This is a genomic window from Streptomyces sp. CB02009, assembly GCF_001905825.1.
Lineage (GTDB): Bacteria > Actinomycetota > Actinomycetes > Streptomycetales > Streptomycetaceae > Streptomyces.
Map to the genome: position 1 here is coordinate 287,918 of NZ_LIVV01000005.1, position 24,877 is coordinate 312,794.

General features: G+C 73.6%; 24 protein-coding genes and 1 riboswitch. Of the genes, 10 read left to right on the plus strand and 14 right to left on the minus strand.

Annotated features, from left to right (window positions below):
* The first annotated feature begins 107 nt into the window (after positions 1-107).
* Complete coding sequence (locus AMK27_RS20800) at positions 108-1,505, plus strand: FAD-binding oxidoreductase (protein WP_073910311.1); 1,398 nt, start codon at positions 108-110, stop codon at positions 1,503-1,505.
* Between the two features lie 8 nt (positions 1,506-1,513).
* On the plus strand, positions 1,514-2,269 hold the full coding sequence (locus tag AMK27_RS20805) for a decaprenylphospho-beta-D-erythro-pentofuranosid-2-ulose 2-reductase (protein ID WP_073910314.1): 756 nt from the start codon (positions 1,514-1,516) through the stop codon (positions 2,267-2,269).
* 149 nt (positions 2,270-2,418) lie between these two features.
* Here the strand turns inward: AMK27_RS20805 and AMK27_RS20810 are convergent, their stop codons facing one another.
* Positions 2,419-3,009: a 2'-5' RNA ligase family protein gene (locus tag AMK27_RS20810; RefSeq protein ID WP_073910317.1), complete on the minus strand. Its 591-nt coding sequence runs from the start codon at positions 3,007-3,009 to the stop codon at positions 2,419-2,421.
* A gap of 91 nt (positions 3,010-3,100) precedes the next feature.
* A complete protein-coding gene (gene trpS / locus AMK27_RS20815; protein ID WP_073910321.1) occupies positions 3,101-4,114 on the minus strand; it encodes a tryptophan--tRNA ligase in 1,014 nt (337 codons plus the stop codon).
* A gap of 56 nt (positions 4,115-4,170) precedes the next feature.
* Between trpS and AMK27_RS20820 the strand changes: the two genes are divergently transcribed.
* Both AMK27_RS20820 and AMK27_RS20825 read left to right on the plus strand, forming a co-directional pair.
* Positions 4,171-4,779 (plus strand): RNA polymerase sigma factor, encoded by a 609-nt coding sequence (locus tag AMK27_RS20820; RefSeq protein WP_073910325.1) that lies wholly within the window; start codon positions 4,171-4,173, stop codon positions 4,777-4,779.
* On the plus strand, positions 4,772-5,590 hold the full coding sequence (locus AMK27_RS20825; protein WP_073910328.1) for a hypothetical protein: 819 nt from the start codon (positions 4,772-4,774) through the stop codon (positions 5,588-5,590). Before AMK27_RS20820 ends, AMK27_RS20825 begins: the two co-directional genes overlap by 8 nt.
* Before the next feature lie 23 nt (positions 5,591-5,613).
* On the opposite strand, the gene glyA is transcribed toward AMK27_RS20825, so the two are convergent.
* On the minus strand, positions 5,614-6,891 hold the full coding sequence (glyA, locus tag AMK27_RS20830; protein WP_073910332.1) for a serine hydroxymethyltransferase: 1,278 nt from the start codon (positions 6,889-6,891) through the stop codon (positions 5,614-5,616).
* 73 nt (positions 6,892-6,964) lie between these two features.
* A riboswitch (ZMP/ZTP riboswitch) is annotated at positions 6,965-7,055 on the minus strand.
* Positions 7,056-7,177: 122 nt separating this feature from the next.
* On the opposite strand from glyA, the gene rocD reads away from it, so the two are divergent.
* Both rocD and AMK27_RS20840 read left to right on the plus strand, forming a co-directional pair.
* A complete protein-coding gene (rocD, locus tag AMK27_RS20835; RefSeq protein WP_073910336.1) occupies positions 7,178-8,386 on the plus strand; it encodes an ornithine--oxo-acid transaminase in 1,209 nt (402 codons plus the stop codon).
* 92 nt (positions 8,387-8,478) lie between these two features.
* Positions 8,479-9,177 (plus strand): polysaccharide deacetylase family protein, encoded by a 699-nt coding sequence (locus AMK27_RS20840; protein ID WP_073910339.1) that lies wholly within the window; start codon positions 8,479-8,481, stop codon positions 9,175-9,177.
* A 68-nt stretch (positions 9,178-9,245) separates the two neighbouring features.
* Here AMK27_RS20840 and AMK27_RS20845 read toward each other — a convergent pair whose 3' ends face one another.
* Together AMK27_RS20845 and AMK27_RS20850 are read right to left on the minus strand one after the other, a co-directional pair.
* Positions 9,246-10,430: a glutathionylspermidine synthase family protein gene (locus tag AMK27_RS20845; RefSeq protein WP_073910342.1), complete on the minus strand. Its 1,185-nt coding sequence runs from the start codon at positions 10,428-10,430 to the stop codon at positions 9,246-9,248.
* A gap of 14 nt (positions 10,431-10,444) precedes the next feature.
* Entirely contained in the window at positions 10,445-10,747 is a 303-nt protein-coding gene (locus AMK27_RS20850; RefSeq protein ID WP_073910346.1) for a hypothetical protein, read from the minus strand.
* 79 nt (positions 10,748-10,826) lie between these two features.
* Here AMK27_RS20850 and AMK27_RS20855 point away from each other — a divergent pair, with 79 nt between their 5' ends.
* Positions 10,827-11,804, plus strand: coding sequence for a hypothetical protein (locus AMK27_RS20855; RefSeq protein WP_241847567.1), 978 nt, complete (start codon positions 10,827-10,829; stop codon positions 11,802-11,804).
* 385 nt (positions 11,805-12,189) lie between these two features.
* On the opposite strand, the gene pdxR is transcribed toward AMK27_RS20855, so the two are convergent.
* The gene (gene pdxR, locus AMK27_RS20860; protein WP_073910349.1) at positions 12,190-13,707 is read right to left on the minus strand and encodes a MocR-like pyridoxine biosynthesis transcription factor PdxR; all 1,518 of its coding nucleotides are present in this window, start codon (positions 13,705-13,707) and stop codon (positions 12,190-12,192) included.
* Between the two features lie 46 nt (positions 13,708-13,753).
* Here pdxR and AMK27_RS20865 point away from each other — a divergent pair, with 46 nt between their 5' ends.
* Both AMK27_RS20865 and AMK27_RS20870 read left to right on the plus strand, forming a co-directional pair.
* Positions 13,754-14,296, plus strand: coding sequence for a carboxymuconolactone decarboxylase family protein (locus AMK27_RS20865; RefSeq protein WP_073910353.1), 543 nt, complete (start codon positions 13,754-13,756; stop codon positions 14,294-14,296).
* A gap of 77 nt (positions 14,297-14,373) precedes the next feature.
* Complete coding sequence (locus AMK27_RS20870) at positions 14,374-15,096, plus strand: isocitrate lyase/PEP mutase family protein (protein WP_073911856.1); 723 nt, start codon at positions 14,374-14,376, stop codon at positions 15,094-15,096.
* 83 nt (positions 15,097-15,179) lie between these two features.
* On the opposite strand, the gene AMK27_RS20875 is transcribed toward AMK27_RS20870, so the two are convergent.
* From AMK27_RS20875 to AMK27_RS20895, 5 genes are all read right to left on the minus strand, one after another.
* Complete coding sequence (locus AMK27_RS20875; protein WP_073910357.1) at positions 15,180-15,557, minus strand: hypothetical protein; 378 nt, start codon at positions 15,555-15,557, stop codon at positions 15,180-15,182.
* Positions 15,558-15,733: 176 nt separating this feature from the next.
* Positions 15,734-16,723, minus strand: coding sequence for a malate dehydrogenase (locus AMK27_RS20880; RefSeq protein ID WP_073910360.1), 990 nt, complete (start codon positions 16,721-16,723; stop codon positions 15,734-15,736).
* Between the two features lie 200 nt (positions 16,724-16,923).
* Positions 16,924-18,192, minus strand: coding sequence for a helix-turn-helix domain-containing protein (locus AMK27_RS20885; protein WP_073910364.1), 1,269 nt, complete (start codon positions 18,190-18,192; stop codon positions 16,924-16,926).
* A gap of 255 nt (positions 18,193-18,447) precedes the next feature.
* Positions 18,448-19,077, minus strand: coding sequence for a DUF3017 domain-containing protein (locus tag AMK27_RS20890; protein ID WP_073910367.1), 630 nt, complete (start codon positions 19,075-19,077; stop codon positions 18,448-18,450).
* A gap of 1 nt (position 19,078) precedes the next feature.
* Positions 19,079-19,939 carry a bifunctional methylenetetrahydrofolate dehydrogenase/methenyltetrahydrofolate cyclohydrolase gene (locus AMK27_RS20895; protein ID WP_073910370.1) on the minus strand — a complete coding sequence of 287 codons (861 nt, stop codon included), beginning with the start codon at positions 19,937-19,939 and terminating at the stop codon, positions 19,079-19,081.
* A gap of 250 nt (positions 19,940-20,189) precedes the next feature.
* Here AMK27_RS20895 and AMK27_RS20900 point away from each other — a divergent pair, with 250 nt between their 5' ends.
* Positions 20,190-20,792, plus strand: coding sequence for a hypothetical protein (locus AMK27_RS20900; RefSeq protein ID WP_073910373.1), 603 nt, complete (start codon positions 20,190-20,192; stop codon positions 20,790-20,792).
* 59 nt (positions 20,793-20,851) lie between these two features.
* On the opposite strand, the gene AMK27_RS20905 is transcribed toward AMK27_RS20900, so the two are convergent.
* The 3 genes from AMK27_RS20905 to purN form a co-directional block, all read right to left on the minus strand.
* Positions 20,852-22,306, minus strand: coding sequence for a DUF2079 domain-containing protein (locus tag AMK27_RS20905; RefSeq protein ID WP_198955928.1), 1,455 nt, complete (start codon positions 22,304-22,306; stop codon positions 20,852-20,854).
* Positions 22,307-22,482: 176 nt separating this feature from the next.
* Positions 22,483-24,048 (minus strand): bifunctional phosphoribosylaminoimidazolecarboxamide formyltransferase/IMP cyclohydrolase, encoded by a 1,566-nt coding sequence (purH, locus tag AMK27_RS20910; RefSeq protein ID WP_073910380.1) that lies wholly within the window; start codon positions 24,046-24,048, stop codon positions 22,483-22,485.
* Positions 24,023-24,652, minus strand: a complete 630-nt coding sequence (gene purN / locus AMK27_RS20915) for a phosphoribosylglycinamide formyltransferase (RefSeq protein WP_073910384.1) — start codon at positions 24,650-24,652, stop codon at positions 24,023-24,025. Before purN ends, purH begins: the two co-directional genes overlap by 26 nt.
* Positions 24,653-24,877: the final 225 nt, after the last annotated feature.

Genomic DNA, 24,877 nt, shown 5'->3' on the forward strand with positions numbered 1-24,877 from the left:
CGGCGGAGCCTTCGGGCTTCTTTCCCGACACTCCTTTCATCACCCATTTCGACGAACCGCCCGGCAATACCGGCATAAGCGACAGAGGCGGCTATACGGTCACCTCCATGGCTGTCGAGACCCACGTCCTGGACGACGACTGCGCGACGATCACCGGCTGGGGGCGCACCGCGCCGACCCTCGCGCGCGTGCGGCGGCCCCGCGGCCCCTCCGAGGCCGCCGACGCCGTCCGCTCGTCCGGGGCCCGCGGCGCGATCGCCCGCGGACTCGGCCGCGCCTACGGCGACGCCGCGCAGAACGCCGGCGGCACCGTCCTCGACATGACCGGCCTCGACCGGATCCTCGCCCTCGACCCCACCGCCGGAATCGTCGTCTGCGAGGCGGGCGTCGGCCTGCACCGGCTGACGGAGGCGCTGCTCCCGCTCGGCTGGGTCGTCCCGGTCGCCCCCGCCACCCGGTACGTGACCGTGGGCGGCGCGATCGGCGCCGACGTCCACGGCACCAACCACCCCGCCTCCGGCTCCTTCGGCTGCCACGTGACCGCGCTCGAACTCCTCACCGCCGACGGCACGGTGAGAACCCTGGCACCCGGCACCCCGCTCTTCGACGCCACCACCGGCGGCATGGGCCTGACCGGTGTGATCCTCACCGCCACCCTGCGGCTGCTGCCCGTCGAGACCTCGCTCATGACCGTCGACACCGAACGCGCCCCCGGCCTCGACGAGACGATGGCCCGGCTCGCCGCCGCCGACCGCCGGTACGGCCACTCCGTCGCCCGGATCGACCTGCTCGCCCGGGGCGCCGCCACCGGCCGCGCCGTCCTCACGCACGGCGACCACACCTCGTACGACGCCCTCCCGCGCCGCCACCGGGCCCGCCGGGCACCCCTCGCGCTCCGCCCCGCGCTGCTGCCCGCGCCGCCGCCGTACGTGCCCGGCGGCATCCTCGGCCGGACCGCCGCCGGGCTCCTCGAAGAGCTCCGCTACCGCGGGACGCCCCGGGCCCGCACCGGCGCCCTCCAGCCGCTCACCGCCTTCCTCCACCCGCACGACGGCGTCCCTCGGTACCGGAACCGGACCCCCGCGCGCGCGTGGTCCGTCCCGCGCGCGGGATCCGTCCCGTACCAGTTCGTCGTCCCGTACGGGCAGGAGGAAGTCCTGCGGAAGGTGGTCCGCCTGATCGCGGACCGCCGCTGCGCCGCCCCCGGAGCCGTCCTCCAGCGCTTCGGCGCGGGCGGCCCCGGCCCGCTGTCGTTCCCCCTGCCCGGTTGGACGCTCGCCCTCGACCTGCCCGCCGCCCTGCCCGGACTCGGCACCTTCCTCGACACCCTCGACGAGCAGGTGGCGGAGGCGGGCGGCCGGGTCTTCCTCGCCCGGGACTCCCGCGTACGGCCGGAGACGCTGGCCGCGATGTACCCGCGGCTCGGCGAGTTCCGGGCCCTGCGCGCCGCACTCGACCCCCGGTCCGCCTTCACCTCGGACCTCTCCCGCCGCCTCGACCTCTAGGAGCTCCCATGAAGGACGCCTTCGGTGCCCCGCAGTCCCTGCTCGTCCTCGGCGGCACCTCCGAGATCGGGCTCGCCACCGCCCGCCGGCTGATCGCCCGCCGCACCCGCACCGTCTGGCTGGCCGGGCGCCCCTCGCCCTCGCTGACCGCCGCGGCCGACTCCCTGCGGGCGCTGGGCGCGGAGGTGCGCACCGTGCCCTTCGACGCGCTCGACACCGAGTCGCACGAGGAGCGGCTCGGCAAGATCTTCACCGAGGGCGACATCGACATGGTGCTGCTGGCCTTCGGGGTCCTCGGCGACCAGGCGCGCGACGAGTCCGACCCCGTCGCCGCCGTCCGGGTCGCGCAGACCAACTACACGGGGGCGGTCTCCGCCGGCCTGGTGTGCGCGGCCGCGCTGCAGAACCAGGGGCACGGCTCGCTGGTGGTGCTCTCCTCGGTGGCGGGCGAGCGGGCCCGCCGCGCCGACTTCATCTACGGCTCGTCGAAGGCGGGGCTCGACGCCTTCGCCCAGGGCCTCGGGGACGCGCTGCACGGCACCGGGGTGCACGTCATGGTCGTACGGCCCGGGTTCGTCCGCACGAGGAGGACGGCCGGGCGCGCGGAGGCACCGCTCGCGACCACGCCGGAGGCGGTCGCGGGAGCGATCGAACTGGGGCTGCGGCGGCGCTCGGAGACGGTGTGGGTGCCGGGGGCGCTGCGGATGGTGATGGCGGCGGTCCGGCACGCGCCGAGGCCTCTGTTCCGGCGGCTTCCGGTGTGACGCACGCGGCACGACGGGGGGGGGCGGCGTGCCGGTGGGGCGGTGTGCCAGCGCCGCCGGTGGGTCGGTGCGTCCGCGCGTCGGCAGGCGGACGCGTCGGCGTGCTGACCGCGCCGGCGGGCCCGTGTGCGCTCTAGCCCGTGTGTGCTCTAGGCCGTGTGCGTCGGGGTGTCCACCGGGCTGCCGCCCTGCGCGGGGACCGCCGAGACGGGGCGGCCGCTGCCGAACTCGTAGTCGTACAGCTTGCGCCAGATCCCGTCCGGGCCCTGCTCGTACAGCGCGAACGAGCGGCAGGTCCAGGCCGCCTCGTACCCGGCGAGCTCCTCGAACGCCCGGTCCATCCCCTCCTCGGAGATGCCGTGCGCCACGGTGACGTGCGGGTGGTACGGGAACTGGAGCTCCCGCGCGAGGGGGCCCGCCTCGTCCCGGATCAGGTGCTGGAGCCGGTTGCAGAGGGGCACGCCCTCCTGCAGCTTCACGAAGACGACCGGGGAGAGCGGACGGAAGGTCCCGGTGCCCTTGAGGCGCACGGGGAACGGCTGGTGGTCGGCGGCGACACCCGCGAGGTGCGCCTCGATCTCCGGCAGCCGCTCCTCGGCGACCTCCGTCGGCGGGACCAGGGTGACGTGCGTGGGGATGCCGTACGCGGCAGGGTCCCCGAAGCCGACGCGCCGCTCCTGGAGCAGGCTGCCGTAGGGCTCCGGGACCGCGATCGAAACGCCGAGCGTTACGGTCCCCACGTCGTTCTCCTCCGTCGTCGGTCGACTTGTGTCGGGTGGTCCAGCCGCCAGTGTGCGGCCTCCACCACCCTTTGGGCCAGGGTCCTTGGTCTCAGTGCTTGGCCGGCAGGAAGCCGATGCGCTCGTACGTCTGCGCCAGCGTCTCGGCGGCGACCGCCCGGGCCTTCTCGGCTCCCTTGGCCAGGACCGAGTCCAGCGTCTCCGGGTCGTCCAGGTATTCCTGGGTGCGGGTCCGGAACGGCGTGACGAAGTCCACCATGACCTCGGCGAGATCCGTCTTCAGCGCGCCGTACATCTTGCCCTCGTAGCTCTTCTCCAGGTCCTCGACGGAGGTGGAGGTGAGCGTGGACATGATGGTGAGCAGGTTGGAGACGCCGGCCTTGTTCGCCGGGTCGAAACGGATCACCGTCTCGGTGTCGGTGACCGCGCTCTTGACCTTCTTCGCGGTGGTCTTCGGGTCGTCCAGGAGGTTGATGAGGCCCTTCGGCGTGGACGCCGACTTGCTCATCTTGATCGCCGGGTCCTGGAGGTCGTAGATCTTCGCCGTCTCCTTGAGGATGTACGGCGCCGGGATCGTGAACGTCTCGCCGAAGCGGCCGTTGAAGCGCTCCGCGAGGTCGCGGGTCAGCTCGATGTGCTGGCGCTGGTCCTCGCCCACCGGGACCTGGTTGGCCTGGTAGAGCAGGATGTCCGCGACCTGCAGGATCGGGTACGTGAAGAGGCCGACCGTGGCGCGGTCCGCGCCCTGCTTGGCGGACTTGTCCTTGAACTGGGTCATGCGCGAGGCCTCGCCGAAGCCGGTGAGGCAGTTCATGACCCAGCCGAGCTGGGCGTGCTCGGGGACGTGGCTCTGGACGAACAGGGTGCAGCGCTCGGGGTCGAGACCGGCGGCGAGCAGCTGGGCCGCGGCGAGCCGGGTGTTGGCGCGCAGCTCGGCGGGGTCCTGCGGGACCGTGATCGCGTGCAGGTCGACGACCATGTAGAAGGCGTCGTGGGTCTCCTGGAGGGCGACCCACTGGCGGACGGCGCCGAGGTAGTTGCCGAGGTGGAACGAGCCTGCCGTGGGCTGGATTCCGGAGAGCACGCGGGGAACGTCAGAGGCCATGCACATCATTCTCTCAGGTGTGGGAACCGATCCCGGACTGCCGGTGTATCAAGAGTGTGAGGACGCGGGAGGGGGGCCTGGTCGACGACGAGGCCGCGGTGATCGCACGGGTACGCGCCGGGGAGCCGGAGGCGTACGCGGCGCTGGTCCGCGCGTACACGGCGGTCGCGCTGAGAGCGGCGGTGGCGTGCGGTGCGGGCGCGGAGGCCGAGGACGTGGTGCAGCAGGCCTTCTTCAAGGCGTACCGCTCGCTCGGGCGGTTCAAGGAGGGCTCGGCGTTCCGGCCGTGGCTGCTGCGGATCGTCGTCAATGAGACCAGGAACACAGTGCGGTCGGCGGGGCGGCAGCGGGCCGTCGCCGACCGGGAGGCGGACCTGCTCGGGGGCGAGCCGCGGATACCGGAGTCGGCCGACCCGGCGGTCGCGGCGGTGGAGCGGGAGCGGAGCAGACGGCTCCTCGACGCGCTCGACGGACTGGGCGAGGACCACCGCCAGGTGGTGATCCACCGCTATCTCCTGGAGCTGGACGAGACGGAGACGGCCGAGGTGCTCGGCTGGCCGAGGGGGACGGTGAAGTCCCGGCTGAGCCGGGCGCTGAAGAAGCTGGGCCTGGTGCTCGGGGAGAGCCTGACGGAAGGACCGGAGGGAGGTGGGGGGTGTGGCTGACGAAGGTCTGCCGGACGAGCTGAGGGAGCTGGGGCGGCGGCTGCGGGTGCCGGACGTGGACGGGGAGTCGATGGCCGAGCGGGTGCTCGCCCAGCTCCTCGCCGAGCAGGTGCCGACCCCGGTGCCGGTCCGCCGCCGTCGGCGGGACCGGTGGGCCCGGTGGGGCCCGTGGGCGTCGGTACGGGACCGGGCGCGGGCGCGGTGGCGGGCGCTGGTGGCGGGCCTGACCGGGGTGCTGATCGTCCTGGTGCTCACGCCGCCGGTGCGGGCCGCGGTGGCGGAGTGGTTCGGCTTCGGCGGGGTCGCCGTGCGGTACGAGCCGGACGGGCGGCACGTCCCGGCCGGTGGTCCGGTGCCGGGGTGCCCGGAGCCGGTGCCGGCGGCGGAGGCCGGGCGGCTCGCGGGCTTCGAGCCGCTGATACCGAGGGCGCTCGGCGCGCCGGACGCGATCGCGGTGACGGGGTCGGCCGAGCGGGGCCGGGCGGTGATCAGCCTGTGCTGGCGCGACGGGGAGCGGACGGTCCGGCTCGACGAGTTCCCGGCCCGGCTGGACATCGGCTTCGCCAAGCAGGTGCGGTCGCGGCCGGAGTGGGTCGATCTCCCGGACGGCGCCCAGGGGTACTGGTTCGAGGCCCCGCATCTGCTGACGTTCCCGATGACGGACGGGACGGGCACGGCCTGGACGCATGAGGTCCGCACGGCGGGCCCCACGCTCCTCTGGACGAGGAACGGGGGCGCGCTCACCTTCCGCCTGGAGGGCATACCGGACCGTGAGGAGGCCCGGCGGGCGGCGGATTCGGTCGGCGGCTGACGGGCCGGGGCCCGCCGGGCGGCTCAGACGGGGAGTCCCGGGGCCGGGAAGGCGGTCAGCAGGTCGGCGACCTCCGCGCGGACGGTGGCGAGGGCCTGCTCGTCGCCCGTGCCGGCGGCCGCGACACCGCGGTCGATCCAGTCGGCGACCTGGTCCATGTGCTCCACGGTGAGGCCGCGGGAGGTGAGGGAGGGGGTGCCGATGCGGATGCCCGAGGGGTCGAACGGCTTCCGGGGGTCGTAGGGGACGGTGTTGTAGTTGACGACGATGCCGGCCCGGTCCAGGGCCTTCGCGGCGATCTTGCCCGGGACCTGCTTGGGGGTGAGGTCCATCAGGACGAGGTGGTTGTCGGTGCCGCCGGAGACGAGGTCGAAGCCGCGGGCGAGGAGGGCCTCGGCGAGGGCCTTGGCGTTGGCGACGACGGCGTGGGCGTAGTCGCGGAAGGAGGGCAGGGACGCCTCGCGGAGGGCGACGGCGATGGCGGCGGTGGTCTGGTTGTGCGGGCCGCCCTGGAGGCCGGGGAAGACGGCCTTGTCGAGGGCCTTGGCGTGCTCCTCGCGGGACATCAGCATGGCGCCGCGCGGGCCGCGCAGGGTCTTGTGGGTGGTCGTGGAGATGACGTCCACGTGCGGGACCGGGGACGGGTGGGCGCCGCCCGCGATCAGGCCGGCGATGTGGGCGACGTCGGCGACGAGCACGGCACCGGCCTCGCGGGCGATCTCGCCGAAGGCGGCGAAGTCGATCGTGCGGGGCAGCGCGGTGCCGCCGCAGAAGATCACCTTGGGGCGCTCCTTGAGGGCGAGCTCGCGGACCTCGTCGAAGTCGATGAGGCCCGTGTCCTGGCGGACGCCGTACTGGACGCCGCGGAACCACCTGCCGGTGGCGGAGACGCCCCAGCCGTGCGTGAGGTGGCCGCCCATGGGCAGGGCCATGCCCATGACGGTGTCGCCGGGCTCGGCGAAGGCGAGGTAGACGGCGAGATTGGCCGGGGAGCCGGAGTAGGGCTGGACGTTGGCGTGGTCGACGCCGAAGACGGCCTTGGCGCGCTCGACGGCGAGGGTCTCGACCTGGTCGATGTTCTGCTGGCCCTCGTAGTAGCGGCGGCCGGGGTAGCCCTCGCTGTACTTGTTCTGGAGGACGGTGCCGGAGGCTTCGAGGACGGCGGCGGAGACGTAGTTCTCGCTGGGGATGAGGCGCAGGGTCTCGGCCTGGAGGCGTTCCTCGGCGCCGACGAGGGCGGCGAGCTCGGGGTCGGCGGCGGCGAGCGCGGGGTGGGTGTGCGGGTGCTGCGGCGTGGTCATGGTGGTGTCCTCCGGGCGTCGGTGGGTCCCGGGACACTGCGTGAGAGGCGCGGCGCCACGCGGGACTTCGGTCCCGTGACGCCCAGGCGGGCGGCGTCTCGTGTGGTCTGCCGCGCACGGCTCCCCCGGGGTCGCTTCCCCGCGCGCCAGTCGCCGTGCGTGTTTTCAGAGTAGCTGGCGCGCCGCGCGCGAGGTTTCCCGGTCCGGCATCCGAGCGACGATAGAAACAGGGGCCACACCCCCTCGTCGGGGTCACCCCCCGAGCCGCAGGACGAACGGAGATCCCGTGTCGAGCACACAAGACGCGATCGCTTCGGCGGAGGCGCACAGCGCTCACAACTACCACCCCCTGCCGGTCGTCGTCGCCTCGGCGGACGGCGCCTGGATGACCGATGTCGAGGGGCGCCGCTATCTCGACCTGCTCGCCGGCTACTCGGCGCTCAACTTCGGGCACGGCAACCGGCGTCTGATCGACGCCGCGAAGGCCCAGCTGGAGCGGGTGACGCTGACGTCGCGCGCCTTCCACCACGACCGGTTCGCCGAGTTCTGCACCCGGCTCGCCGAGTTGTGCGGGAAGGAGGCGGTGCTGCCGATGAACACCGGCGCGGAGGCGATCGAGACGGCGGTGAAGACCGCCCGGAAGTGGGGGTACGAGGTGAAGGGCGTGCCGGACGGGCACGCGAAGATCGTGGTGGCGGCGAACAACTTCCACGGCAGGACGACGACGATCGTCAGCTTCTCCACGGACCACGAGGCGCGGGACCACTTCGGCCCGTACACGCCGGGGTTCGAGATCGTGCCGTACGGGGACCTGACGGCGATGGAGGCGGCGGTCACCGAGAACACGGTGGCGGTGCTGCTGGAACCGATCCAGGGCGAGGCGGGGGTCCTGGTCCCGCCGGCGGGCTATCTGGCGGGGGTGCGGGAGCTGACCCGCCGGCGGAACGTGCTGTTCATGGCGGACGAGATCCAGTCGGGTCTGGGCCGCACGGGCCGGACGTTCGCGTGCGAGCACGAGGGCGTGGTGCCCGATGTGTACATCCTGGGGAAGGCGCTGGGCGGCGGGGTGGTGCCGGTGTCGGCGGTGGTCGCCGACCGGGCGGTGCTCGGGGTGTTCCGGCCGGGTGAGCACGGGTCGACGTTCGGCGGGAACCCGCTGGCCTGCGCGGTGGCCCTCGAGGTGATCGCGATGCTGCGGACGGGCGAGTACCAGGAGCGGGCTGCGGAGCTGGGCGAGCACCTGCACGCGGAGCTGGGGCTGCTCGTGGGCGGCGGGGCGGTGGAGGCGGTGCGCGGTCGCGGGCTGTGGGCCGGGGTGGACATCGCGCCGTCGCACGGCACCGGCCGGCAGATCTCGGAGAGGCTGATGGAGCGGGGTGTCCTGGTGAAGGACACCCATGGCTCGACGATCCGGATCGCGCCACCGCTGGTGATCTCGAAGGAGGACCTGGACTGGGGTCTGGAGCAGCTGAGGGCGGTGCTGTCGGAGGAGTGACGACGTCCGTTCGAGGGGACGGCGGCCGCGGGCCGGAGACGGGGCAACTCGGACCATTGACACGGCAGTTGGTCTAGGCCAATGATGCCGCCATGCCGAGACTCCGTCTGCGTCACGCCGTGCGTGCCGCGCTCTCCGCCGTCGTCCCCCTCGCGCTCCTCGGCGCGGTCACCGGACCCGCGCACGCCGCCCCGGGGGCGGCGGCCTGGCCCGCGCCCGTCCCGGTGGTCTCGCACATCGAGACCACCGACCCGGTCGTCTTCATCACCATCGACGACGGCTGGTTCCACGACCCCGCCGCGGCGAAGCTGCTGCTCGACCGCCGGGTGCCCGCCTCGCTCTTCCTGCTGCCCGGCGCCTACTCGTACGACTCCGGCTACTTCCACACTCTGCTGAACCAGGGCCCCTCCCGCGTCGAGAACCACACGGTCAACCACCCGGACCTGACCACCCTCGACGCCGCCGGCCAGAAGGCAGAGCTCTGCGGGGCGCGCGACCAGCACCTCGCACAGTTCGGCGACGGCCCGCGGCTGCTCCGCCCGCCGTACGGCGTGTACGACGCGACCACTCGGACCACGGCCCGCGCCTGCGGTGCGAAGGCGCTGGTGACCTGGACGTACGACCTCACCACCTGGGGCCAGTGGACCCCGCCGACGCCGGCGCTCAAGGCCGGCGACATCATCCTGCTGCACTTCAACGAGACCCTGGAGCAGGATCTGACGCGCGCCCTCGCGGCGGCCGAGGCCGCGGGACTGAGGCCGGCACCCCTCAGGGAGTACGTGCCCGAGTAGCGGGAGCGGGCGGGGCGGGCGGGCCCGGGAAGAGCAGGCCCGGAAGAAGCGGGCGGGGCGGGCGGGACCTAGAGGATCACGTGCGGGAGGAAGCGGGCGTACTCGTCGGTGACGAGGCTCGCCGACTCCCGGATGCCCAGCCCCGCCGCCTCGTCCTCGACGACCCACGCGCCGAGCACCACCCGGTTGCCGTCGAAGTCGGGCAGCGGGGCCAGCTCCTGGTAGCAGCAGGGCTCCCCGTCCCGTACGAACGGCTCCGTGCCGGCCTCGTGCAGGGTGACGCCCGCACCCTCGCGGCCGAGCAGCGGCTTGGCGACCCAGCCGGTGGTCGAGGCGAGTTCACGCGGTCCGTCGAGGTAGGCGGGGAGCAGGTTGGGGTGGCCCGGGTACAGCTCCCACAGGATCGCAAGGAGGGCCTTGTTGGAGAGCAGCATCTTCCAGGCGGGCTCGATCCAGCAGGTGGTGCCGGTGCCGCCGCCGTTGTCGAGGGTGTCCAGGACGTGCCGGCCGAAGCGGTCGGTGGTCAGCCACTCCCACGGGTAGAGCTTGAAGCAGCTGCGGATGAACCGGAGCCGGTCGTCCACGAAGCGGCGCGAGAGCCGGTCCCAGCCGATCCGTTCGACGGAGAGGGCCTCGGTCTCCAGCCCGGCCTGCTGGGCGGTCTCGCGCAGGTACGCGACCGTCATCAGGTCCTCTCCGAGCTCGTCGCCGTCCGAGTGCACGAAGTGGAGGGGGCCGGGAGGCAGCAGCGGGGCCTGCTTCCGCCACGCGTCGACGAGGCGTTCGTGGAGCGAGTTCCACTGGTCGGCGCCGGGGAAGCGCTCCTCCATCCAGAACCACTGCGGGCTCGCGGCCTCCACGAGCGAGGTGGGGGTGTCGGCGTTGTACTCCAGCATCTTGGCCGGGCCGGCGCCGTCGTAGCGCAGGTCGAACCGCCCGTAGAGGGAGGGGAGTTCGGCGCGCCGCCGCCAGGACTCGGCGACCAGGGACGCGAGCTTCGGATCGGTGATCCCCAGCTCGGCGAACCGGTCCCGCTCGACGATGTGCGCGGCCGCCGCGAGGCACATCGCGTGCAGCTCCTCGACGACCTCCTCCAGGGCCTCGACCTCGGGCAGGCTGAAGGAGTAGTACGCGCTCTCGTCCCAGTACGGACGCAGCGAACCGTCCGGGTAGCGGGTCAGCGGGTAGACGAGCCCCTGCTCCTCCACCGTCTCCTGCCAGCCCGGCCGGGGCTCGATGGTGTGCCGTCGCATGTGCCGGACCTCTCTCAGCCGCCGCCGGAACCGGAGCAGCCGAAGCCGCCGGTGTCGACGGCCTTCTTGTCGAAGCTGCCCCCGCTCACGCGGTTGTCGCGTATGGAGCCGCCGTAGTAGTACGAGCCCCGGTGGCTGCTGCTTCCGTTGTCGTCGTCGTCGCTGCCGCCGCCGCTCTCGCACTCGTAGCTGGGCAGCGTCTCCCGGGTCACCGGGTCCACACACCGCTTGTCCGGGTCGGAGCCGCACGCGGTGATCGTCGCCGCGAGCACACCCATCCCGCCGAGCACCACCGTGCTCGACCTCAGCCTCCGCATGTCCCTGGCCCTCCCCTTCGCAGTCGCGACCGCACAGTGTAGGCCGGTCAATTCCAGCCGCAGCGCCTAGAGTCATTTCGTGCTACTCGGGATGATTTGCGCGCTCGCCTCGTCCGTCTGCTTCGGCGCGGCCTCCGTTCTCCAGGCCATGGGGGCCCGCGCCACGACACCGGGAACCGGTGGCGGGGTCGACATCGCGCTGATGTGGCGGGTGCTGCGGCAGTGGCGGTACCTCGCCGGCCTCTGCGCGGACGGCCTCGGGTTCGTGCTGCAGATCGTGGCGTTGCGGACCCTGCCGATCTACGTGGTCGGCGCGGCCCTCGCCGCGAGCCTGGCGGTCACGGCGGTCATCGCCTCCCGGGTGCTGCGGGTGCGGCTCAGCCGGGTGGAGTGGACGGCGGTGGGTGTGGTCTGCGCGGGGCTCGCGCTGCTGGCCCTCGCCTCCGGCAAGGAGGGCCACGAGGAAGGCCCCGGGTGGTTGCCCTGGGCGCTGCTCGCGAGCGCCTTCGGGGTGCTGCTGCTGGGCGTCGTGGGCGGACGGCTGCCGGCGAAGCCCCGCGCCCTCGTCCTCGGCCTGGGGGCGGGCTTCGGCTTCGGGGTGGTGGAGGTGGCGGTCCGGCTGATCGACGGCATCGATCTCGCCGATCCGGTCTGGTACGCGCTCCTGGTGGGCGGCGGGGCCGCGTTCGTCCTGCTGACCTCGGCGCTCCAACGCGGCTCGGTGACGACGGCGACGGCGGGCGCGGTACTCGGCGAGACGGTCGGCCCCGCGATCATCGGGGTGGCCTGGCTCGGCGACACCACCCGCGAGGGCCTCGGCTGGCTCGCGGTCACCGGCTTCGCGATCGCGGTGGCGGGCTCCCTGACCCTGGCCCGCTTCGGCGAACCCCCGGAAACGGAGGGCCGCCCGACGGAGACGGGGCCGACGACGAGGGCGGGGGCGGCGGGGCCCGGAGCGGGCGGTGCCGGAGCGGGCGGGGCCCCGGGCCCGACTTCCGGCCCGGGCCCGGGCCACGACCACGGCACGGGTCCGGACCGGGGCCAGGACGGCTCGTAGGCACGGGGCTCCGTGCCGGGGCGGTGCGGCCGGGGCCCGGGTTGTGGGAGCAGGCACGAGCCCGCCCCGGTCGCGGGCACGGGCCGCGCAGGCACCTGCCTACGCCCCGGGCGCGGACCTTGGCGCTGGCGCGGCGCGGGTGCGAGTGCCGGGGCTTCGGCCTTCGCGTAGAGGCGGGCCTCAGCGCGGGCACGAACCCCGACCCGGTCGCCGGCACACGGCCGCGCGCAGGCACCCGACGGGCGCGGACCTTGGCGCGGGCGCAGGCGCGGGCCCCGGTCGACGCCGGGCCGCGGCCAGAGCGCCTCGTAGGCGGCTGACTCCGGCACGGGCCCGGGCGACGGCGCCTCCTCGGTACCTGGCACCGGGCGCCCGGCCAACTCGCCTACCAGGTGTCCGTCTCGGTGCCTCCAGGCGTGGGGGGCAGTACCCGGCACAGGGTCTGGAGGGCGCTCTGCCAGGCGCTGTCCGGGGGTGTGCCGTAGCCGACGACGAGGCCGTCCAGGGTCGGCGGCACCGTCGGGCGGCGGAACTCGTTGACGCCCTGGACCGCGAGGCCGTTCCAGGCGGCGGCCCGGAGCACCTCCTGCTCCGTTCCGGGCGGCAGGGCCAGGACGGCGTGGAGGCCGGCCGCGATCCCGCTGACCCTCGTCTCCGGCGAGTGCGCGGCCACCGCCGCCACCAGCTGGTCGCGGCGCCGCCGGTAGCGCAGCCGCATCGCCCGTACGTGCCGGTCGTACGCCCCCGAGCCGAGGAACTCCGCGAACGCCAGCTGGTCCGGCGCGCTGGACACCCAGTCCACGACCCCCTTCGCCGCCACCACCTCGCCGACCAGGCTCTCCGGCAGCACCATCCACGCGAGCCGCAGGCCGGGGGCGAGGGACTTGCTCGCGGTGCCGAGGTAGACGACCCGCTCGGGGTCGAGGCCCTGGAGGGCGCCCACGGGCTGCCGGTCGTAGCGGAACTCCCCGTCGTAGTCGTCCTCCAGGACGAAGCCGCCCGAGGTCCGTGCCCAGTCGACGACCTGCGCCCGCCGGTCCGGGGGCAGGGCGCCGCCGAGCGGGAACTGGTGGGCGGCCGTCATCAGGACGGCTCCGGCCGAGCCGAGGGGGCCGGACTCCTCGACCAGGGTGCCGCGTTCGTCGAAGGGCAGGGCCGGAGTGCCGAGGCCCGCTCCGGTGAGGAGATCCGCGTGGAGGCCGAGCCCGTACGACTCGATCGCGACGTCGCGGACGCCCCGGCTCCGCAGCACCTGCCCGATCAGCATCAGGCCGTGCACGAAGCCCGCGCAGACGACGATCCGTTCGGGCCGGGCGTACACGCCCCGCGCGCGGGCCAGGTACTCGGCGAGGACGGTGCGCAGTTCGATCCGGCCGCGTGGATCGCCGTACCCGAAGGCCTCGTTGGGGGCGGCGGTGAACGCCCGCCGGTACGCCCTGAGCCACTCGGCGCGCGGGAAGGACGCCAGATCGGGGGTGCCGGCCTTGAGGTTGTGCGCGGGCGTGGAGGGCCGGGGCAGGGCCCGCGGGGGCGGGGCGGCGGACCCGATACCCGGTCGGGCCTCGACGTGCCGGGGCGCGGAACGGCGGGGCTCGGCACGGCGAGGTGCGGAACGGCGGGGCTCGGCGCCGCGGGGCTCGGCGCGGCGGGCGACCCGGGTGCCGGAGCCCTGCCGGGCCGTCAGCCAGCCCTCGGCGACGAGTTCGGCGTAGGCGTCGGCGACGGTGTTGCGGGCCATGCCGAGGTCCGCGGCGAGCGACCGGGAGGACGGCAGCCGGGTGCCCGCCTCCAGGCGCCCGCTGCGCACCGCCTCGCGGAGTGCGTCCATGAGTCCGGCCCGCAGCCGCGGACCGCGGAGTTCAAGATGGAGGTCGGCCCCGAAAGTGGCCCACTCGTTCGCCATGTGAATGGACCATACTCCTGCGCCACCTCGCTCGTACGGTGAAGACATGACCACGCACACGAACACCCTCCACGCCCCCGGCAACAACGGCACCATCGGCACCACCGCTCCGACCGAGTACGCCCACGAGCACGCCCCGCGCCTCCCCCTCGCCGAGCGCGTCCCCGAGTTCTACCGGGCGATGCTGCGCCTGGAGACGGCCGCGGCGAAGGACATCGACCCGACCCTGTACCACCTGATCAAGATCCGGGCCTCGCAGATCAACCACTGCGGCTTCTGCATCGACATGCACTCCAAGGACGCGCTGGCCGAGGGCGAGACCGTCGAGCGGATCGTGCAGCTCTCCGCCTGGGAGGAGTCGCGGCACTTCTACACCGAGCGGGAGCTCGCCGCCCTCGCGCTGACCGAGTCCGTGACCGTCCTGACCGACGGCTTCGTCCCCGACGAGGTGTACGCGCGCGCCGCCGAGCAGTTCGACGAGACCGAGCTCGCCCGCGTCATCAGCGCGATCGTCGTCATCAACGCGTGGAACCGGATCGGCGTCACCACCCGGATGACGCCCGGCCACTACACCCCGCGCAGCGCGTGAGCACGGCAGGGGCCGGGGCAGGGGCCGGGGCAGGGAGCGGGAGCGGCGACGGGCCCCGCGACTCGGCGGCCGAGGTCCTGCGCGCCCTCCACCGGGACCGGGCGGCCGGCGATCCGCTGGTGCTGCCCGGCCCGTGGGACGCGGTGAGCGCCCGCGCCTTCGAGGCGGCCGGGTTCCCTGCGCTCGCGACGCCGAGCGCCGGGATCGCCGCCTCCCTCGGGTACGAGGACGGGGCGACCCCGGTGGCGGAGATGTTCGCCGCGGTGACCCGGATCGTCCGGTCCGTCTCCGTGCCCGTGACGGCGGACCTGGAGGGCGGGTACGGACTGCCGGCGCCCGAACTGGTGGAGCGCGTAAGGGAGTCGGGGGCCGTCGGCGTGAACCTGGAGGACACCGGACCGGACGGCGGGCTCACCGACCCGCGGGCGCACGCCGAGTGGCTGGCGGAGGTACGGGCCGCGGTGGGACCCGGACTCTTCGTCAACGCGCGCGTGGACGCGTACATCCGCGGGGTGTCCGAACCCCTGGAGGCTGCGATCGCCCGCGCCCGGCTCTACGCGGAGGCCGGGGCGGACTGCGTGTACCCGATCGCCGCCCCGTCCGCGGACCTCCCGGCCCTGCGCGCCGCCCTCGGCGACCTCCCGCTCAACGCGCTGGCCGCCCCGGACGGCGGCCCGTCCTTCGCCGAGCTGGGGCGGCTCGGCGCGACCCGGATCACCTTCGGCGACGGCCTGCTCCTGCGCGCGCGGGACGACCTGGCCGCGCTGGCGGCGAAGCTCCGCGGGAGCACGACGGGTTGAGACCCCCGCCGCCACCCCGGGCGCCACACCGCGCGACCGCGGCCCCGCTCGGCGCGCCCCCGCTCGGCGCGGACCCGATCGGCTCAGCCGCCGAGCAGCGCGCCGGCCGCCTGTCCGACGGCCACGCCCGAGGCGAGGATCCCGGTCACCGCGCCCGCGTCCGTGAGGGCGCGGCGCACCCGGGCGAGCCGGCCCGCGTCCGCGCGGCCGGTGCTCTCGATCTCGTCCTCGGCCTCGGAGAGTTCGCCGTCCAGGGCGGCCGTCTGCTCCGTGGGGACGACCCCGCCGAGGTCGGCGCGGAGCCGGCGGATGGCCTGGAGCAGCTCCTCCTGCTGCGGGTCACGGGCCGCCGGGGCTCCGTGACCCGTACTGGTGACGGTGTTGTGGTCGCCGATGGTGACATTGCCCCCGGTGTTGGTGACATGGATGCCCCCACCCGCGGTGTTTCCGGTCCCGGTCACGATTCCTCCGATGCGGCCGACGCCTCTGGCGGCGTCGGCACCCCCGGCGTCTGCGACGCCCGACCGCCCCAGCCTACGGCCGACGTGGGGCCCTGTTCCGGAGCATGAGAAACGGCGCCCCCGAGCCGTACGGTCGGTCGTACGGTTCGGGGGCGCCGGGCGCGTGGAGCCTGGGCTCAGATGAGGCCGAGCTCGCGGACCGCGTCGCGCTCCTCGGAGAGCTCCTTCACGGAGGCGTCGATCCGGCCGCGGGAGAAGTCGTTGATCTCCAGGCCCTGGACGATCTCGTACTTGCCGTCGGTGCAGGTGACGGGGAAGGAGGAGATGAGGCCCTCCGGGACGCCGTACGAGCCGTCCGACGGGATGCCCATGGAGGTCCAGTCGCCCGCGGCGGTGCCGTTGACCCAGGTGTGGACGTGGTCGATGGCGGCGTTCGCGGCCGAGGCGGCGGAGGACGCGCCACGGGCGTCGATGATCGCGGCGCCGCGCTTGGCGACGGTCGGGATGAAGGTGTCGGCCAGCCACGCCTCGTCGTCGACGAGCTCGGCGGCGTTCTTGCCGGCGATCTCCGCGTGGAAGATGTCCGGGTACTGGGTCGCGGAGTGGTTGCCCCAGATGGTGAGGCGCTTGATGTCCTCGACCGAGGCGCCGGTCTTCTGGGCCAGCTGCGTCAGCGCGCGGTTGTGGTCCAGGCGGGTCATGGCGGTGAAGCGCTCGGCCGGCACGTCCGGGGCGGACTGCTGCGCGATGAGGGCGTTGGTGTTGGCCGGGTTGCCGACGACGAGGACCTTGATGTCGTCCGCGGCGTGGGCGTTGATGGCCTGGCCCTGCGGCTTGAAGATGCCGCCGTTGGCGGCGAGCAGGTCGCCGCGCTCCATGCCCGGGCCACGCGGGCGGGCGCCCACGAGCAGGCCGATGTTGGCGCCCTCGAAGCCCTTGTTCGGGTCGTCGAAGATGTCGATGCCCTTGAGCAGCGGGAAGGCGCAGTCGTCGAGCTCCATGGCGGTGCCCTCGGCGGCCTTCACGCCCTGCGGGATCTCGAGGAGGCGCAGCTTGACCGGCACGTCCGCGCCGAGCAGGTGGCCGGAGGCGATGCGGACGAGCAGCGCGTAGCCGATCTGGCCGGCCGCGCCGGTCACGGTGACATTCACGGGAGTGCGGGTCATGGCGATCTCCGTAAGACAGCTGGCGGTGGGGGTCCCTGCCCCTGGTGCGGGATAGCTCTCTTGATCGATCGGTGTCTCGACATGAAGAGATATCCAGCGGTCAGGCTATCCGACCCGGGCCCCGGTGAATCCCCAACCCCTTGTGGTCCGGCTCACTGCGGCCCTCCCGGGCGGGCTCGGTCACCCGTCCGCGCCCGGGTTCACGGGCCGGCGGTGCAGCCCTCGCCGCCGTCGGCGAGCCGCCCGCAGGCCTGTGCCTCGGCGGCGGAGGCGACGGCGACCATCGGCGTATAGGCGTCGGTCTCCGTCGCCGCCGTGTCGGTGCCGGCGGCGACGGTCGCGCGCCGCTCGGCCTCGCCGGCGCGGATCGTCACCGTGTCCCGGGGCGCGCCGCCGGTGAGCCGCGCCCAGGCGGCCCCGCAGGTCTCGCTGTAGCGGACCTCGACCTGCGCGGCGCCGACGACGGCGCGGGCGACGGTGGTGGCGAGGGGGCCGCCGCACCCCATGGCCTCCGGGTCCCGGCCCGTGCAGTCGGGCCCCGCGCACTGCACGCCCGGGGGCAGGTCGGCAGGCCGGGTGGTGGGCGGGGCCGTGGTGGTCGGCGGGGCGGCCGCCTTGTCGCCCTCGCCGGGGCCCTCGGAAATGCCGAGGTCGACGAGGAGCACGGCGGCAGTGACGACGAGCAGCGCGCCGACGACGCCGGTGACGGCGAGCAGGACCTTGCGTCGGCGGGAGTCGGGGGTGCGCGCGGGCGATGCGCCGGGGGGCGGGAGGGGGGTGCGGGGCGGGGTCGCGGCGGTGCCCGGGGGCACGGCGGCGCCGGGGGGTACGGAGAGGGCGGCGGGCGCAGGGGCCGGGTTCCCGGGAGCGGACGCGGCGGACGCGGCGGAGGGGGCGGTGCCGGGGGCGGGGGCGGCGGCGCCAGGGTCGGACGCGGCGACAGCCGACCCACCGGACGCCGGTCCACCTGAGGTCGCTCCGGCGGGGGCCGGGTGCGGGGCAGCGGAGCCGGGCCGGTCCAGGCGCCGGATCTGCATGGTGCGGTCGTCACCACCGGGCCCCTGGCCGTAACCACCGTCGCCGTCCTCGGGCTCGGGCTCGGGCTCGGACGCGGTCTCGGATCGGCGCTCGCCGCCCCCGACCCGGCCCCTGTCCCCGTTCCCGTCCCCATCTCCGCTCCCGCCCCCGAGCGGCGCGGCCGTGCGGGTCCAGGCGCGTTCCGCGCGCTCCCAGTCGGTGGCGAGGGTCGCCGGGTCGCTGCCGGTCACCTCGGCGAGGGCCACGACGGCGCTGCGGGGCACGGACCGACGGGCGTTGAGGTACGCGTCCCACGCGGAGCGTTCGTGCCCGGTGCGCTCGGCGACGGCCGTGACGCCGAGGCCGCTGCGGTCGATGAGGCGACGGAGCCGCTCCGTGAACGCGCGGACATCCGGATCGAGTTCCTCCGGCAGCGCCTTCCAGCCAGGCATGACGATCCCCCTTGTCCCGCGCTCCCGCGTCTCCCCTGCTGCACCGCAGGATGGCAGGTCCGGGGGCGATGCGCGCCCCGGATGCGTAGCCGAGGTACCGGAATGGTCACTTCCGTGCCACAGCGGCCGGTCGGGTCTTGAACCGACCTTGGCACGTACATGACCCTTGATCGCAGCGGCGCCCGCCCTCCCACGGGGGAGAGGGCGGGCGCCGCGCCACCTTCCGTCCGGAGCGTCCGGACCTTCGGGCGACCGTCAGGTGACCGTCAGATGGAGGATGTCCTCCAGGAACGGGATCTTGAGCCAGGGCTTCGGCTGCACCATGAGCGCCAGCAGCACGATCAGGCCACCCATGACCCCGTACGTGATCATGTCCGTGAAGCGGGACCGTACGGCGAGCATGCCCACCGAGGGCATCACGCGGCGCAGCACGGCCCCCACGAGGAGCGCCGCGCCGACCAGCATCGTGCCGATGCGGAACGACTGCCAGAAGGCGTCCGTCCCGACCACGAGCAGACCGAGCCCGGCGAGACCGAGCACGGTGAGCAGGGGCCACTGACGCGCGGGCGCCGGAGCGTCGCTGGGCGCCGCCCGGCCGCCGCCCTCGGGCCGCGCGGTGTCGGTGGTGAGGATGGGCGCGGGGCGCTTCCAGGCCGTGATCTCCGTCGGGACGGCACCGTTCGAAGCGGCCCCGTTCGAGGCGGCCTCGCCCGCAGCGCCCCCGTTCGAGGCGCCGGAGCCCGAGGCACCGGAGCCCGCGGCGCGCGGGCTCGCGGCGCCGGAGCCCGAGGCATCCGGGCCGGAGGCCCCCGCGCTCCCGTTCTTCGACGGGCCGTCGGCCGGCCCGTCCGGGTTCCCGGCTGCGCCCGGGGTCCCGGGGGTCACGTCAGAGCGCCGCGGCCGCGCGCTCGGCGGCCTCGACGACGTTGACGAGGAGCTGGGCGCGGGTCATCGGGCCGACGCCGCCGGGGTTCGGGGAGATCCAGCCGGCCACCTCGAAGACGCCCGGGTGCACATCGCCGACGATCTTGCCCTCGCCGTCGCGGGAGACACCGACGTCGAGGACGGCCGCGCCCGGCTTCACGTCCTCGGGCTTGATCAGGTGCGGCACACCGGCCGCCGCCACGATGATGTCGGCGTTCCGCAGGTGCGCCGACAGGTCCCGGGTGCCGGTGTGGCACTGGGTCACGGTCGCGTTCTCGGAGCGGCGGGTGAGGATGAGCGGCATCGGGCGGCCGATGGTGACACCGCGGCCGACGACCACGACCTCCGCGCCGTTGATCTCCACGCCGTGCGCGCGCAGCAGCGTGATGACGCCGTTCGGCGTGCAGGGCAGCGGGGCGGGCTCGTTGAGGACGAGCCGGCCGAGGTTGGTCGGGTGCAGACCGTCGGCGTCCTTGGCCGGGTCCATCAGCTCCAGGATGCGGTTCTCGTCGATGCCCTTGGGGAGCGGGAGCTGCACGATGTAGCCCGTGCACTCCGGGTCCTCGTTGAGCTCCCGTACGACCGCCTCGATCTCCTCCTGGGTGGCGGTGGCGGGCAGCGTGCGCTGGATCGAGGCGAGGCCGACCTGCGCGCAGTCGCGGTGCTTGCCTGCCACGTACTTGTGGCTCGCCGGGTCGTCGCCGACCAGGACGGTGCCGAGTCCGGGTGTGATGCCCTGCTCCTTGAGGGCCGCCACACGGACGGTCAGATCGGACTTGATCGCGGCTGCGGTGGCCTTGCCATCGAGAATCTGGGCGCTCATGGAGACATCCTCCCGGATGACCCCCGCGTTGTTCCAATTCGCTCGTGCGGGGCGGCCGGTCACACGGAGCGACGGGTTGCACGTGCACAACTCGGATGCGTATCGACTGGACAAAAAGTCGACCAAGCGACCACGATGATCGGCGAAGTACCGCGGAAAGTGCCGGGGGGAATCCGCTCACATCCCGTGAAAAGTCCTCCGCGCGGGCCGCGTCGTCCCCGCACAGAGAAATTCACGGAGGAAAACCGCGATGAGCTTCGGTGACCCGAACAACCCGTACGGCCAGCCGCAGGGTCAGGGCCAGGGCCAGCAGCCCGGTTACGGCTACCCGCAGCAGGCCCCCCAGGGCGTGCCGCCGCAGCAGGGCTACGGCTACCCGGCGGCTCCGCCGGTCTCCCCGTACGGCGGGGGCGGCTACCCGGGCATGGCCATGGAGATGCCCGGTGGGGTGAAGGCCGCGCGCGTGATGCTGTGGATCCTCGGCGCGTTCAACGTGCTCGGCGGCATCGCGGCGATCGGCATCTCCTTCGCCGTGGACAGCGAGCTCGAGAAGTCGGGCGCCTCGTCGGCCGACGCCGAGGCGTTCGCCGACCTGGGCCAGGGCATCCTGATCGGCGCGGGCATCGTCTCGCTCATCTTCGCCGTGCTCGGCATGGTCCTCGCCGCCAAGTTCAAGTCCGGCGGCAACGGCGTCCGGATCGGCACCATCGTCTGGGCCGCGTTCGCCGTCGTGTTCAGCCTCTTCTCGCTGCCGCTGGGCATCGTGAGCCTCGCCCTCGGCGTCCTGATCATCGTCTTCGTGGCGAAGTCGGACGGCTCGGCCTGGTTCAACCGCAACAAGCAGCAGTACTGATCCACACATGACGGGGGCCCGGTTCCGTACGGAACCGGGCCCCCGTCGCGTCCGGCGCGTCAGACCCGCTTGAGGACCGCGAAGCCCTCCGAGCGGTGGGTGATCTCGTACCGCGCCTCCGGATGCAGTTGCGAAGCCAGCTGCTCGGGGTCCGTGACCTGCTGCGACCAGCCGCGGAGGTCGAAGGCGAGATAGTCCGGGGTGGCGCCCTTCGACGTACCGACCCAGTAGACCCGGTGGTCCGCCGTGAGGTGGGCGAGGAGCGGGACGTCCGCCTCCACGCTCGCGCCCGCCGGCACCGCGTCGACCGCCGCCCGCGCCTGCTCGACCCGGGCGTCCGTCCGGTACGTCTCCGGCTTCGTCAGCTCCCGCAGCGGCAGGTTCGCGGCCAGCACCAGCGCGACCGCCGTCGCCACCGGCACGGCGACCTTCCCGTACGCGGCGAGCCACGCGCGCGGGGAGGTGCGCACGGAGCGGACGCCGTCCACCAGGGCGAGGAAGACCACCGGCATGAGGATGGCGCTGTAGTGCCAGTGCATGCCCCAGTGGTTGGGGTCCTGGGAGAGGAAGCGCCAGCCGAGCGTGGGCAGCACGAGCAGGACCAGCGGGGAGCGCAGGGCGAGGAAGCCGGTGATCGCGAGCAGGAAGACCACCATCTCCCAGCGCTCGCCCGAGGTGAGCGCGTCGCCGATGACCTGGCCGAAGGAGGTCTCGGTGCCCTGCCCGGTCTTCTCGATCTTCGACCAGTAGTCGTACTCGCCGACCCGGCTCGCCGCCGGGATGAGGACGAGGACGGTCAGCGCGAACGCCGCGGCGCCGAAGCCGGCCAGCGCCGCGCCGAGCCGCTTCTGCCCCTTCAGGAAGAGGACCACGCCGACCATCGAGACCGTGAGGCCCATGTCCTCCTTGACGAGGACGAGCGGCGCGGCCCAGGCGGCGGCCGCGGTCCAGCGCCCGAGGAGCAGGGCCCGGCAGGTCAGGGCGAGCATGGGGACCGCGAAGGCGATCTCGTGGAAGTCGGACTTGACGGCTTCCTGGAGCCCCCAGGAGAGCCCGTACGCGAGTGCGAGGCCGAGGCCGGCGGCCCGGCTGCCGAGGATCTGCTGGGTGGTGCGGCCGACGACGACGGCGCCGAGGGCGAAGAGCGCGGCCTGGGCGAAGAGCAGCGACACCGGTGAGGACCAGACCCAGTAGAGCGGTGCGAGGAGCGCCGTGACGGGGCTGAAGTGGTCGCCGAGTATGTGGAAGCCGGGGCCCTTGATGTCGACGACCGGGGCCCGGAACTCGGCGTACGCCCGGACGGACTGCCCGAAGATCCCGAGGTCCCAGGAGGGGGTGCGGAAGTGCGCGTACTGCACCCAGGAGTACAGGAAGTACAGGCCGCACAGGACGCCCGCGAGGATCAGGTACGGGCGGAGCGGGGCCGGGGCGAGGCCGTCAGGCGACGCGGTGCCGGTGGCGCCCGGAGTGCCGGTGTCGGCCTCCTCGGCGGACCTGTTCTGTACGTCCAACACCACGCCCCCACTACCAGTGGTCGACAAAAGAGCAACCCATTAGACCAGAGTCCACTCGATCGGCGGATCGATCACGGAGCGGTCCCGGGCGCGGAGAGGGGCGGCCCGCCGGGACAGGTCCCGGCGGGCCGCCCGCCTCTCGTGCGGGCCGGTTCACCCGGTCCCGTGCGCACCGGTCAGTGGAAGAAGTGACGCGTGCCCGTGAGGTACATCGTCACGCCCGCCTTCTTCGCGGCCTCGACCACCAGCTCGTCGCGCATCGAACCGCCCGGCTGCACGACCGCCTTCACGCCGGCCGCGGTGAGGATCTCCAGGCCGTCCGGGAAGGGGAAGAAGGCGTCCGAGGCGGCGTAGGAGCCGCGCGCCCGCTCCTCGCCGGCCCGCTCGACCGCGAGCTTCGCGGAGTCGACGCGGTTGACCTGGCCCATGCCGACGCCGACCGAGGCGCCGTCCTTGGAGAGCAGGATCGCGTTGGACTTGACCGCGCGGCAGGCCTTCCAGGCGAAGGAGAGCTCGGCGAGCTCCTCCGCGGACAGGGCCTCGCCCGTCGCCAGGGTCCAGTTCGCCGGGTCGTCGCCGTCGGCCTGGAGGCGGTCGGTGACCTGGAGGAGCGCGCCGCCGTCGATCGGCTTGACCTCGACGGGGTTGCTCGGGGCGCCCTCCGCCTTGAGCACACGGATGTTCTTCTTCTTGGCGAGGACCTCGACGGCCCCGTCCTCGTACGCCGGGGCGACGATGACCTCGGTGAAGATCTCCGCGACCTGCTCGGCCATCGCGACCGAGACGGGGCGGTTGACGGCGATGACGCCGCCGAACGCGGACAGCGGGTCGCAGGCGTGCGCCTTGCGGTGGGCCTCGGCGACGTCGGCGCCGACCGCGATGCCGCACGGGTTGGCGTGCTTGATGATCGCGACGCAGGGCTCGGTGTGGTCGTACGCGGCCCGGCGCGCGGCGTCCGTGTCCGTGTAGTTGTTGTACGACATCTCCTTGCCGTGCAGCTGCTCGGCCTCGGCGAGGCCGCCCGTGCCGTCGACGTACAGCGCGGCGCCCTGGTGGGGGTTCTCGCCGTAGCGCAGGACGTTGTTCCGCTCGTACGTGGCGCCCAGGAAGTCGGGGAATCCCGACTCGTCGGCGGCCGCGTAGTCGGCGGCGAACCAGGAGGCGACGGCCACGTCGTACGCGGCGGTGTGCTGGAACGCCTCGGCCGCGAGCCGCTTGCGGGCGGTCAGGTCGAAGCCGCCGGCCTGGACGGCCGCGAGGACGTCGGCGTACCGCTCGGGGCTGGTGACGATCGCCACGGACGGGTGGTTCTTGGCCGCCGCGCGCACCATCGACGGGCCGCCGATGTCGATCTGCTCGACGCACTCGTCGGGAGTGGCGCCGGAGGCGACGGTCTCCTTGAACGGGTAGAGGTTCACGACGACCAGGTCGAAGGGCTCCACGCCGAGCTCGGCGAGCTGCTCGCGGTGCGACTCCAGGCGCAGGTCGGCGAGGATGCCGGCGTGCACGCGCGGGTGAAGGGTCTTGACGCGTCCGTCCAGGCACTCGGGGAAGCCGGTCAGCTCCTCGACCTTGGTGACCGGCACCCCGGCGGCGGCGATCTTCCCGGCGGTGGAGCCGGTGGAGACGAGCTCGACACCGGCCTCGTGCAGACCGCGGGCCAGCTCCTCGAGCCCCGTCTTGTCGTAGACGCTGACCAGCGCGCGGCGGATGGGCTTAACGGTGTCCGTGTTCACCGACATGAACCTTTCGTCCCTCAATGCGATAGCCGTGCCGGGCGAGGCGCCCCACGACGTCGACGAGCAGTGAGCGCTCGACTTCCTTGATGCGCTCGTGCAGAGCGGCTTCATCGTCCTCGTCCCGCACCTCGACCACGCCCTGGGCGATGATCGGGCCGGTGTCGACACCGTCGTCGACGAAGTGGACGGTGCACCCGGTGACCTTCGCGCCGTAGGCGAGGGCGTCACGCACCCCGTGGGCACCGGGAAAACTGGGCAGCAGGGCCGGGTGGGTGTTGACGACCCGGCCGCCGAATCGGGCGAGGAACTCCTTGCCGACGATCTTCATGAAGCCGGCCGAGACGACCAGGTCGGGCTCGTACGCGGCGGTGGCCTCGGCGAGGGCGCGGTCCCACTCCTCGCGGGTCGCGTGGTCCTTGACCCGGCAGACGAAGGTCGGCAGTCCGGCGCGCTCGGCGCGCTCCAGACCCGCGATGTCACCGCGGTCGGCGCCGACGGCGACGATCTCCGCGCCGTAGCCCTCGGGGTCCGCGGCGATGCCGTCGAGGAGGGCCTGCAGATTGGTACCGGAACCGGAGACCAGGACGACGAGGCGGGCGGCAGCCACTGGGTCACTCTTTCCGTGGTGTTTGTACGGTCGCACGAACGAATCGTGCCGCTCGATACGGGGAACCCTACGAATGGCTCGACCGTCAGCAACGATACCGGCACACCGGACGGCCCCCACGGGACGGGGGCCGAGCAGGGCGGTAGCGTCAAGGTCCGACGCCGGACGCGCACCCGACCAGCACCGGTCGGGCAGAGCGACGGCAGCGGACGAGACAGCAGCGGA

Bases quoted from the DNA above. Each gene is read 5' to 3' on its own strand.
- AMK27_RS20800 (WP_073910311.1), top strand. From the start codon at position 108: ATGGCTGTCGAGACCCACGTCCTGGACGACGACTGCGCGACGATCACC.
- AMK27_RS20805 (WP_073910314.1), top strand. From the start codon at position 1,514: ATGAAGGACGCCTTCGGTGCCCCGCAGTCCCTGCTCGTCCTCGGCGGC.
- trpS (WP_073910321.1), bottom strand. From the start codon at position 4,114: ATGGCCTCTGACGTTCCCCGCGTGCTCTCCGGAATCCAGCCCACGGCA.
- glyA (WP_073910332.1), bottom strand. From the start codon at position 6,891: ATGACCACGCCGCAGCACCCGCACACCCACCCCGCGCTCGCCGCCGCC.
- AMK27_RS20840 (WP_073910339.1), top strand. From the start codon at position 8,479: ATGCCGAGACTCCGTCTGCGTCACGCCGTGCGTGCCGCGCTCTCCGCC.
- AMK27_RS20845 (WP_073910342.1), bottom strand. From the start codon at position 10,430: ATGCGACGGCACACCATCGAGCCCCGGCCGGGCTGGCAGGAGACGGTG.
- AMK27_RS20850 (WP_073910346.1), bottom strand. From the start codon at position 10,747: ATGCGGAGGCTGAGGTCGAGCACGGTGGTGCTCGGCGGGATGGGTGTG.
- pdxR (WP_073910349.1), bottom strand. From the start codon at position 13,707: ATGGCGAACGAGTGGGCCACTTTCGGGGCCGACCTCCATCTTGAACTC.
- AMK27_RS20865 (WP_073910353.1), top strand. From the start codon at position 13,754: ATGACCACGCACACGAACACCCTCCACGCCCCCGGCAACAACGGCACC.
- AMK27_RS20880 (WP_073910360.1), bottom strand. From the start codon at position 16,723: ATGACCCGCACTCCCGTGAATGTCACCGTGACCGGCGCGGCCGGCCAG.
- AMK27_RS20885 (WP_073910364.1), bottom strand. From the start codon at position 18,192: ATGCCTGGCTGGAAGGCGCTGCCGGAGGAACTCGATCCGGATGTCCGC.
- AMK27_RS20895 (WP_073910370.1), bottom strand. From the start codon at position 19,939: ATGAGCGCCCAGATTCTCGATGGCAAGGCCACCGCAGCCGCGATCAAG.
- AMK27_RS20900 (WP_073910373.1), top strand. From the start codon at position 20,190: ATGAGCTTCGGTGACCCGAACAACCCGTACGGCCAGCCGCAGGGTCAG.
- purH (WP_073910380.1), bottom strand. From the start codon at position 24,048: ATGTCGGTGAACACGGACACCGTTAAGCCCATCCGCCGCGCGCTGGTC.